A 10,055-nucleotide genomic window follows, 5' to 3' on the forward strand; every position below is an offset into this window, starting at 1 on the left:
GATATCAGAACCCAGCGTTCTATTATCGAACATCAAGCTCGAAACATCCGCAGTGCCCACAACGAAGTGAGGAGAAGCCGTGCAGTTCCACCACTACGGCTACGTGTCCGGTGACCCGCGCGTGAAGCCCATCGCGGGCGTCGGCATCGACCGCCCCGAGGAACTCCCCGACGAAGTCGACGTGCTCATCGTCGGTGCGGGGCCCGCGGGCATGATCGCCGCGGCGCAACTGTCGCAGTTCCCTGACGTCGTGACCCGCATCGTCGACCGCCGCCCCGGTCGGCTCGAGATGGGCCAGGCCGACGGCATCCAGGCCCGAAGCGTCGAGACGTTCCAGGCGTTCGGGTTCGCCGAACGCATCGTCGCCGAGGCCTTCTGGCAGACCGAGATGGTGTTCTGGAAGCCCGATCCCGCCGATCCGTCGCGCATCGTGCGGACGAAGCGCACCCCCGACGATCCGAGCGGCGTCAGCGAGTTCCCGCACCTCCTCGTCAATCAGGCACGCGTGCTCGACTACTTCGCCGAGGTGATGGCGAACTCGCCCACGCGCGCCGAGCCTGACTTCGGGCTCGAATTCGAGAGCCTCGAGGTCGCCGAGCAGGGCGAGTACCCGGTGACGGTCACGCTCGTGCACACCGCCGGTGAGCGCGAAGGCCAGCGCCGCACCGTGCGCGCGAAGTACGTGATGGGGGCGGATGGCGCGCACAGCAGGGTGCGCGCGGCGATCGGATGCCACATGGAGGGCGACCGGGCCAACCACGCGTGGGGCGTGATGGACGTGCTCGCGGTCACCGACTTCCCCGACATCCGCCTGAAGGCGTCCATCCAGTCGGAGGCGGGCAGCATCCTGCTCATCCCGCGCGAGGGCGGCTTCCTGTTCCGCATGTACGTCGACCTCGGCGCGGTTCCGCTCGACGACCATCACCACGTGCGCGAGACCACGATCGAGCAGGTCATCGCGAGGGCGAATGAGATCCTGCACCCGTACACGCTCGACGTGAAGAACGTCGCGTGGCACAGCGTGTACGAGGTGGGTCACCGCCTCACCGACCGGTTCCACGACGTCGAGACGGATGCCGCCGGCACGCGCACGCCGCGCGTGTTCATCGCCGGCGACGCCTGCCACACCCACAGCGCCAAGGCCGGCCAGGGCATGAACGTGTCGATGCAGGACGGCTGGAACCTCGGCTGGAAACTCGGCCACGTGCTCGAGGGGCGCGCCCCCGAGAGCCTGCTCGCCACCTATTCCGCCGAACGGCAGGTCGTCGCGCAGAGCCTCATCGACTTCGACAAGCAGTGGTCGGCGATGATGGCGAAGAAGCCCGAGGAGTTCGCCTCGCCGTCGGAGCTCGAGGAGTTCTACGCCCGCACGTTCGAGTTCCCCGCCGGGTTCATGACGCAGTACGCGCCCTCGTTGATCGTCGCCGAAGCGACGCACCAGGCGCTCGCCGAGGGCTACCCGATCGGCAAGCGGTTCAAGTCGGCCATGGTCACCCGCGTGTGCGACGGCAATCCGGTGCACCTCGGCCACCACGCGACGGCCGACGGCCGGTGGCGCATCTATGTGTTCGCCGATGCGGCAGGGGTTGGCGAGTCACAGCTCGGCGAGTCACGGCCGGGAGCGGCATCCGCTGTCCTCGATCTCGCCGAGTGGCTCGCGACGTCACCGGACTCGCCGGTTACCGCGACCCCCGAGGGCGCCGACCGCGACGCGTGGTTCGACGTGAAGGTGATCACCCAGCAGCCGTACACCGAGGTCGACCTCGGGGTCGTGCCCGGTCTGTTCCTGCCGCGCACCGGGCCGTTCCAGCTCATCGACTACGAGAAGGTGTACGCCGCCGCCCCCGCCGACGACATCTTCGAGTCGCGCGGGATCGACCGCGCCGGCGCGATCGTGGTGGTGCGTCCCGACCAGTACGTCGCGAACGTGCTGCCGCTCACGGCGACCGACGAGCTGGCCGCCTTCTTCGGGCCGATCCTTCGTGCCGGCCGGCCCGCCGTTCAGGTGCCGTAGGCTCGCGCCACGCTCTCGGCGGCGAGCTTGAGGCGGTCGGCGATCTCGGCCTCGGGCCGGGGGAACGAGACGTGGATCACCGCGATCGCCGCCGGCGGCTGCCCCGGCAGCGTCAGCGGCACGGCGATCGACCTGAGCGACGGCACGACCTCGTCGTGGCTCCGCGCAAAGCCGCGCGCACGGCTGTCGGCGATCTCGCGGCGGAGCTCGTCGGGCATTTCCGGCGGCCACGCGCTCTCGGGAAGGCCGAGCAGGATCGCCTTGCCGGGGCCGCCGCGAGTGATGGGATGCCGGTGGCCCGGCCGGTACGACACGACGGCCACGGTCTGGCGGGGCGACGCGCTCACGAGCGTGACCGCCTCGTCGGTGTCGACGAGCACGGCGAGCAGGCACGTCATGCCGAGCTCGTTCGCCACGTCGTTGAGCTCGGGCAGCGCGAGTTGCTGCAGGTCGCGGGCCACCCCCGAGGCGAGCGCCGCGAGGCCCGTGCCGAGCGCGAGGCGACCGGATGCGTCGCGCGTCACGAGGCCGTGATCCTCGAGCGTGCGCAGCAGTCGATAGGCCACCGAGCGATGCACGCCCATCGCGCCGGCGAGCTCGTCGATCGAGAGGTTCCGGTCGGCGGCGGCGAGGATCTCGAGCATCCGGATGCCGCGGCTCAGCGTCTGCGACCCCGCCGGCGTTGCCGCGCTTCCTGCCATGAGCCCGTGCCCTTCTGCGTCTGGGGCGAGCTCATCGCGATACTCGGTCGATTCGCCCTCGTTCGATACTAGGACGACTCGACCGGTAATCGAACGTCAGGAGCGACGCGCGGTCAGCTTCACGTGCACCGTTGCCCCGGCCTCCTTGCCGATCGCGCGACGCACGGGCGCGGTGACTGCGAGCTTGTGACGTCCATCACCGAGCGCCATGAAGGAACCGTGGAACGGAACCCCGTCGACCGTCCCCTCGACCTTGACGAGTCCTCGCGTGCCGAAGAACTCGGCAGAGCGGGGCCAGATCACGTAGGTCCAGCCGCCTGGCGCAGGGCTGCGTTCGAGCACGGCGTCGAATGACACGTCGATGGGGCCGATCTCTGCTCGCGCGTGCGGTGCGCTCGTCATGGTGACCATGATCTCCTCCTTGAATCCGGTGTACAAGTGAGTCGGAGCCGTGGCCACGATCTCGACAGGGGGCAGCGCGCGACACGCAAGAAAGTTCCGCGCAGCGGAGGAACCCGCGATCTTTCGCGCGGCAAACGGCCGAATCATCGAGCGGATGCCGCGTCGCCACGTACGCTGAACGACACGTGCAGCGCCGCCGCCCGGACTCCCCGTGAGCGACACCGCTGCACTCCCCCGTCGAGAGGAGCGCCCGTGAGGGTCGGCATCGCGAGAGAGCGACGAAGCGGCGAGCGGAGGGTCGCCGCCACACCGGATACCGTGCGCCAATTGGCCGGACTCGGCCTCGAGGTGCTCGTCGAGCACGGCGCCGGCGAGGAATCCGGTCATTCGGATGCCTCCTACGAGGCCGCCGGGGCCGACGTCGTCGACGCCCTCGAACTCGGCGATCTCGACGTGCTCCTGCACGTGCGGCCGCTCGAACCCGAGACGCCCGCGCGCTTGCGCCCAGGCGCCGTCACGATCGGGCTCGCTTCGCCGTCGACGGAGCTGCCGACCGTGGAGGCCCTGCGCGACGCGGGCGTCACGGCCTTCGCCCTCGAACTCGTGCCGCGCATCTCCCGCGCGCAGTCGATGGACGCCCTCACGAGCCAGGCGCTCGTCGCCGGCTACCGCTGCGTGCTCGAGGCGGCGATGCGGTTGCCGCGGTTCTTCCCGCTCTACATGACGGCCGCGGGCACGATCCCGCCCGCGAAAGTGCTCGTGCTCGGCGCCGGGGTCGCGGGGCTCCAGGCGATCGGCACGGCGAAGCGGCTCGGCGCCCGAGTCTCGGCGAACGACGTGCGTGCGGCCTCCGCCGACGAGGTGGCGTCGATGGGCGGCACCTTCGTGCACCTCGATCTCGACGCGGCCGACGCGGGAGGCGGCTACGCGAAGGAGCTCGGCGCCGACCGGGCTGCACGCCAGCGACAGTTGCTCGCCCCGCACGTGGCCGACGCCGACGTGCTCATCACGACCGCCGCGATCCCCGGTCGCCCGGCGCCGCTGCTCGTCACGGCCGAGATGGTCGCCGCGATGCGACCGGGCGCGGTCGTCGTCGATCTCGCCGCTGAGTCGGGCGGCAACGTCGAGGGCTCGGTCGCAGGGTCGGATGTCGCAGTGCCGACCGCCGACGGCGGCGGAATGGTGACGATCGTCGGCATGAAGGATGCCGCGTCGACGATGCCCGGCGACGCGTCGCGTCTCTACGCGAAGAACGTGGCGAACCTCCTCGCCCTCATGACGCACGACGGCTCGGTCGAACCCGACTTCAGCGACGTGGTGGTGGTGGACGCGTGCCTCACGCATGACGGCGAGGTGCGGCATCCGGCCACCGCCGATGCGCTCGAAGCGGTGGTAACCGGTGAGGGTGGTTTCGGTGGGTCCGACAGACAGGAAGGAACGCGCTGATGGATGACGGCATCGCACTCCTCACGATCACCGTGCTCGCCGTGTTCGTGGGCTTCGAGGTGGTCTCGAAGGTGTCGAGCACGCTGCACACGCCGCTCATGTCGGGCGCGAACGCGATCCACGGCATCATCCTCGTCGGTGCGATCATCGTCGCGGGCCAGGCGGGCGACGGCTGGACGCTCGCCCTCGCGCTGCTCGCGGTCGTGCTCGCCACGGCGAACCTCGTCGGCGGCTTCGTCGTCACCGATCGCATGCTCGAGATGTTCCGCGGGCGCAGGTCGAAGCCCACGGAGCCCGCGGCATCCGCGGCATCCGCTGCATCCCCCGCCCCCGCGGCGACCGACACCGACGCGAAGGAGGCCGGCCGATGATGCTGCTCTCCCCCACCTGGACGGCGATCCTCTACCTCGCGGCGGCCGTGTGCTTCATCCTCGCCCTCAAGGGGCTCAGCTCGCCGAAGACCGCCCGCCGCGGCAATCTCATCGGCGCCGCCGGAGCGCTCGTCGCGGTCATCACCGTGTTCCTCTCGGTGAGGCTCGAGAACATCCCGTGGATCATCGCGGCGATCGCCGTCGGCTCCGCGATCGCCGCGCCCGTGGCACGCCGGGTGCAGATGACGCAGATGCCGCAGCTCGTGGCGCTCTTCAACGGCGTCGGCGGCGGTGCAGCTGCGCTCGTGGCACTGCTCGAACTCGGGCATGCCACGCCCGACGCCGGCGACACGACGGGACTCTACGACCTGACGAGCGTGCTCAACCCGTGGGTGGGTCTCGCGATCGCCTTCACCCTGCTCGTGGGTGCCGTCTCCTTCGCGGGCTCCATGGTAACGTTCGCGAAGCTGCAGGAGCTCATGACGACCAGACCTGTGGTGTTCCCGGGGCTGCCGGTCATCATGGCCGCCGTGCTCGTGGCGGCGATCGCGGCATCCGTCGTCGTCATCTTCACCGGCGCCATCTGGATCGCGGTCGTGCTCATCGTGCTGGGCGTCGCGACCGGCGTGCTCCTCGTGCTGCCCGTCGGCGGCGCCGACGTGCCGATCGTCATCTCGCTGCTCAACGCGTTCACGGGCCTCGCCGTCGCGGCCTCCGGGCTCGTGCTCGGCAACGTGCTCCTCGTCGTCGCGGGCACGCTCGTGGGTGCCAGCGGAACGATCCTGACCCGCGCGATGGCGTCGGCGATGGGACGCAGCGTCGCCGGCATCCTCTTCGGCGCCTTCCGTGGCGGTTCGACCGCCGGGTCGACCGTGGCATCCGATCGACCGGTGCGCTCCTCGAGCGCGGAAGACGTCGCGGTGCTCCTCGGCTACGCCCAGCGCGTGATCATCGTGCCGGGTTACGGCCTCGCGGTCGCGCAGGGCCAGCACACGATCGCCGAGCTGCAGGCGGCGCTCGAGGCGCGCGGCATCGAGGTGATCTTCGCGATCCACCCGGTGGCCGGGCGCATGCCGGGCCACATGAACGTGCTGCTCGCCGAGGCGAACATCCCGTACGAGGCGCTCAAGGAGATGAGCGAGGTGAACCGCGAGTTCAAGACGGCGGATGTCGCGCTCGTCGTGGGCGCGAACGACGTCGTGAATCCCGCGGCGAAGACCACGCCCGGCTCGCCGATCTACGGCATGCCGATTCTCGAGGTCGACGCCGCCCGGCAGGTCGTGTTCCTCAAGCGCTCGATGCGACCGGGCTTCGCGGGCATCGAGAACGAATTGCTCTTCGAGCCGCAGACGACGCTGCTGTTCGGCGACGCGAAGGACTCGCTCGGCAAGGTGCTCTCGGCGGTGAAGGCGCTGTAGCGCGGCGCGGCGGGGCCTCGCGCGGCGTCGCGGTGGGGGCGCGTGGCACGGCCAGCGGAGTGCAAGCTGCCCCCAGACGGCGGCGCTCGGCCCGACGCGTAGGATGGATCGGTACCCCATCGGATGAAAGAGGTCGCCGTGGCCGCCGCCCGCGATACCGCTCCGGAGCTGTCCCGATTCTGGACCGTTCCGGTCGTCCGCGGCATCCTGGCGATCGTGCCGGCCGTGGTCATCACGTTCTCTCCGAATCACTCGCCCGAGTTCGGCCTGCTCGTGTTCGGCGTGTGGGCGATCGTGTCGGGGCTCGTCGTCGGCGCGCTCGCGATGCGGTTCACGGCCGATCGCGGCATCCGCTCGCTCTTCGTCATCACCGCGGTCGTCACCGTCGTGGCGGGCCTGCTCGCCGTGTCGGTTCCCGGCGGGCTGCCGTTCCTGCTCTACCTCGTGAGCGTGTGGGCGGCGGTGACCGGGTTCGTCGAGCTCTACGCGGGCCTGCGTGCCCGCGGCCGCACCCCGGCTGCTCGCGACTGGATCGCGGCCGGCGGGCTCACGGCGCTGCTCGCGCTCGTGTTCCTGTTGCTGCCGCCCGACGCGGTGACGGCGGTCGGACTCCTCGGCGGCTACCTCGTGATCCTCGGGGTCTACCTCGTCATCGGCGGGTTCTCGCTGAAGTGGGCCGCGGCTCCCCGCGCCGACGCCTCCCGATCGGAGCCCCAGTCGTGACGCAGCCCTCCGGTGAGTACAAGCCGAGCCGTCGCGAGGTGCTGCGGCCGGCCGAGTACGTCGGCGGCGCCGCGATCTCGGCGATCTTCACGGGTGTCGTGGTGCTCATCGTGACGCGTGAGCTCACGCTCTCCCTGATCGTGGCCGGCGGCGTGTTCATCGTCGTGCTCGTCGTGCTGGCGCTCCTGGCGATGGCCGTGAAGCCGGATGCCGCGGAGTCCGCCGAGCTCGGCGAGCCGCGCCGTCCCGACGGGCCCGACGAACCGGGCGCGCCGGGCCGCGGCGGCCACTGACGAGTTTCCCGGCGCCCTGATCTCGTGGCGGACCTGCCAAGTCTCTCGGCGCCCTGATCTCGTGGCGGACCTGCCAAGACCGGCGGTTCCCTGTCCGCCGGTTGCCCCGACCCTCCGCGTGGCTCATGTGAGACCCGCCTCACATGAGGCGCGATTCACACGACCCGAGCGGCAAGCCTGTGCCGGGGCGGATACCCGCATCCTGACCGCGCACGGGCCGCGCTGCGGGCCCCGGCGGTCCACTCAGGGCTGAATCGACGAGCGCGGCGCCGCCCCCGCGCTCAGCCCAGCTCGTCGACGAGCTTCGACGCGATGCCCGTATAGCCGCCCGGCGTGAGGGCGAGCAGTCGCGCTTTCGCGTCATCCCCGATCTCGAGGCCCTCGACGAAGGCGGCGAGCTCGGCGGCGCCGACGCGCTTGCCCCGCGTGAGTTCCTTGAGCAGCGCATAGGGGTCGCTGATCGACGAGCGGCCGGCGACGACCTCGGCACGGATGACGGTCTGGATCGCCTCGCCGAGCACCTCCCAGTTGTCGTCGAGGTCGGCGGCGAGCAGGGCCGTGTCGAGGTCGATCTCGCCGAGGCCGCGCTGGATGTTGTCGAGCGCGAGCAGGGAATGGCCGAAGCCGACGCCGATGTTGCGCTGGGCGCTCGAGTCGGTCAGGTCGCGCTGCAGGCGCGAGGTGACGAGCGTCGCGGCGAGCGAGTCGAGCACCGCCGACGAGAGCTCGAGGTTCGCCTCGGCGTTCTCGAACCGGATCGGGTTGATCTTGTGCGGCATCGTCGAGGAGCCCGTGGCGCCGGCCTGCGGGATCTGGCGGAAGTAGCCGAGTGAGATGTAGGTCCAGATGTCCGTCGCGAGGTTGTGCAGCACGCGGTTCGCGTGCGAGACGCGAGCGTAGAGCTCTGCCTGCCAGTCGTGCGACTCGATCTGGGTCGTGAGCGGGTTCCACGAGAGGTCGAGCGACTCGACGAACTCGCGGGACACGGTCGGCCACGCGACATCCGGAGCCGCGACCACATGCGCCGAGAACGTGCCGGTCGCGCCCGAGAACTTGCCGAGGTACTCTGTGGCCTCGACCTGGTCGGCGATGCGCGACAAGCGGTGCACGAACACCGCGAGCTCCTTGCCCATGGTCGACGGGGTCGCAGGCTGGCCGTGCGTGCGCGAGAGCATCGCCGCGTCGCGGTGCTCGACGGCGAGGGCGGCGAGGGCGCCGATGACGGCGCGGTACTTCGGCAGCCACACGTCGCGCACAGCGTCGCGAACCGTGATGGCGTACGAGAGGTTGTTGATGTCTTCACTGGTGCAGGCGAAGTGGGTGAGCTCGGCGATCGAGTCGAGACCGAGCAGCTCGAGGCGGCGGCGCACGTAGTACTCGACGGCCTTCACGTCGTGCCGAGTGGTGGCCTCGAGCCCCGCGAGCTCGTCGATGTCGACCTGGCCGAACTCCGTTACGACCGAACGCAATCGCGACTTCTGTTCGTCGGAGAGCGGCGTCGTGCCGAAGAACCCGCGATCGGTCTGGGCGATGAGCCACTCCACCTCGACGAGCACTCGCGCTCGATTGAGGCCCGCCTCGGAGAGGTGCTCGCCGAGTTCGCCCACGGCCGAGCGGTACCGGCCGTCGAGGGGGCTGAGCGGCTGGGGAGGCAGCGAAGTCATCGATTTCCTTGTCTGAGTGCTGGTGCGAGTTGCCGGAAGAGCGCCGACGTCGACCGCTCTATCATCTCAAGCACTCGATCGAACATGACCGCGTCGGAGTAGTAGGGGTCGGGCACGTCCTGCAGGGCGGCGAGTTCGGGGTCGAACTCGAGCAGCAGCCGTACCTTGTCCTGCTCGATCATGCTCGGCGCCCAGTTGCGCAGGATCCGCATCTGGCCGCGGTCGAACGCGACGATGAGGTCGAGGCTGGGAAAGGCCTCGGCCTCGAACTGTCGCGCCCGGTGACGCGAGCCGTCGTAGCCGGCGCGAGTGAGCGCCTCGATCGTACGGACATCGGCCGGTTCGCCGACGTGCCAGTCGCCCGTCGCTGCAGACTCGATCGCGAGCCGGTCGGCGAGCCCGGCGCGTTCGGCGAGGGAGCGCAACACGACCTCGGCCATCGGTGAGCGGCAGATGTTGCCGGTGCAGACGAACGACACTCGGAAGGGCTGCGCGGCGTCCCCGGCGGGTCCCGCTCGCGTCATGCTCCCATTGTGGACGAGATGCGGCGCGTGCGCAGCAATCGATCCGCTGGCTAGGCTGGCCATTCGTCCGGTGATCCGCCGGGTCTCGCCCGTGACGAGGGAGCCACGCATGACGGATGCCCCGAGCGCCGACATCCACGTCGACGCCGAACTCGCGGCGACCCTCGTGGCTTCGCAGCATCCCGACCTCGCGGGGCCCGTGACCTTCGCGGCGAACGGCTGGGACTGCGCGCTGTTCCGCCTCGGCAATGACCTCGCGGTGCGGCTGCCGAGACGCACCTTCGCGGCCGGGCTCGTGCTGCATGAGCAGCGCTGGCTGCCCGAGCTCGCCGCGCTCTCGCCCGTGCCGGTGCCCGCCCCCGTGCGCGTGGGGCGGCCGACGCGCGAGTTCCCGTACGCGTGGAGCATCGTGCCGTGGTTCGAAGGCGTCGCGGCGTACACGATCGAGCCGGCGTCGCGTGCGGCCGCCGCCCCGGGGCTCGCGGCGTTCGTTGCCGCG

The 10,055-nt window shown here is 70.4% G+C and carries 11 protein-coding genes; 7 read left to right on the top strand and 4 right to left on the bottom strand.

All coding sequences use genetic code 11. The features are described 5' to 3' along the window. Positions 1–79 precede the first annotated feature (79 nt). Entirely contained in the window at positions 80–2,014 is a 1,935-nt protein-coding gene (locus ESP51_RS08210) for an FAD-binding monooxygenase (protein ID WP_129520408.1), read from the top strand. Here the strand turns inward: ESP51_RS08210 and ESP51_RS08215 are convergent. Continuing rightward, complete coding sequence (locus tag ESP51_RS08215) at positions 2,002–2,715, bottom strand: IclR family transcriptional regulator (protein WP_129520409.1); 714 nt, start codon at positions 2,713–2,715, stop codon at positions 2,002–2,004. The genes ESP51_RS08210 and ESP51_RS08215 overlap by 13 nt on opposite strands. 96 nt (positions 2,716–2,811) lie before the next feature. Beyond that, complete coding sequence (locus ESP51_RS08220; protein WP_241843058.1) at positions 2,812–3,126, bottom strand: DUF1905 domain-containing protein; 315 nt, start codon at positions 3,124–3,126, stop codon at positions 2,812–2,814. Positions 3,127–3,369: 243 nt separating this feature from the next. Here ESP51_RS08220 and ESP51_RS08225 point away from each other — a divergent pair, with 243 nt between their 5' ends. The 5 genes from ESP51_RS08225 (at position 3,370) to ESP51_RS08245 (ending at position 7,368) form a co-directional block, all read left to right on the top strand. After that, positions 3,370–4,563, top strand: coding sequence for a Re/Si-specific NAD(P)(+) transhydrogenase subunit alpha (locus tag ESP51_RS08225; RefSeq protein ID WP_129520410.1), 1,194 nt, complete (start codon positions 3,370–3,372; stop codon positions 4,561–4,563). Further along, the gene (locus tag ESP51_RS08230; protein WP_129520411.1) at positions 4,563–4,934 is read left to right on the top strand and encodes an NAD(P) transhydrogenase subunit alpha part 2; all 372 of its coding nucleotides are present in this window, start codon (positions 4,563–4,565) and stop codon (positions 4,932–4,934) included. The genes ESP51_RS08225 and ESP51_RS08230 overlap by 1 nt, the downstream gene beginning before the upstream one ends. Beyond that, on the top strand, positions 4,931–6,352 hold the full coding sequence (locus ESP51_RS08235) for an NAD(P)(+) transhydrogenase (Re/Si-specific) subunit beta (RefSeq protein ID WP_129520412.1): 1,422 nt from the start codon (positions 4,931–4,933) through the stop codon (positions 6,350–6,352). The genes ESP51_RS08230 and ESP51_RS08235 overlap by 4 nt, the downstream gene beginning before the upstream one ends. A 138-nt stretch (positions 6,353–6,490) precedes the next feature. Next, positions 6,491–7,075, top strand: coding sequence for a DUF308 domain-containing protein (locus tag ESP51_RS08240; protein WP_241843059.1), 585 nt, complete (start codon positions 6,491–6,493; stop codon positions 7,073–7,075). Further along, positions 7,072–7,368 (top strand): hypothetical protein, encoded by a 297-nt coding sequence (locus tag ESP51_RS08245; protein WP_206737245.1) that lies wholly within the window; start codon positions 7,072–7,074, stop codon positions 7,366–7,368. Before ESP51_RS08240 ends, ESP51_RS08245 begins: the two co-directional genes overlap by 4 nt. A 281-nt stretch (positions 7,369–7,649) precedes the next feature. Here ESP51_RS08245 and purB read toward each other — a convergent pair whose 3' ends face one another. Next, positions 7,650–9,032 carry an adenylosuccinate lyase gene (gene purB, locus ESP51_RS08250; protein ID WP_129520414.1) on the bottom strand — a complete coding sequence of 461 codons (1,383 nt, stop codon included), beginning with the start codon at positions 9,030–9,032 and terminating at the stop codon, positions 7,650–7,652. Then, positions 9,029–9,556 carry a low molecular weight protein-tyrosine-phosphatase gene (locus tag ESP51_RS08255; protein ID WP_129520415.1) on the bottom strand — a complete coding sequence of 176 codons (528 nt, stop codon included), beginning with the start codon at positions 9,554–9,556 and terminating at the stop codon, positions 9,029–9,031. Before ESP51_RS08255 ends, purB begins: the two co-directional genes overlap by 4 nt. Before the next feature lie 109 nt (positions 9,557–9,665). On the opposite strand from ESP51_RS08255, the gene ESP51_RS08260 reads away from it, so the two are divergent. Beyond that, a partial coding sequence (locus ESP51_RS08260) for a phosphotransferase (protein WP_164990462.1) occupies positions 9,666–10,055 on the top strand: 390 nt, incomplete at its 3' end.

The organism is Agromyces albus (genome assembly GCF_004134825.1).
GTDB classification, from domain to species: Bacteria; Actinomycetota; Actinomycetes; order Actinomycetales; family Microbacteriaceae; genus Agromyces; species Agromyces albus.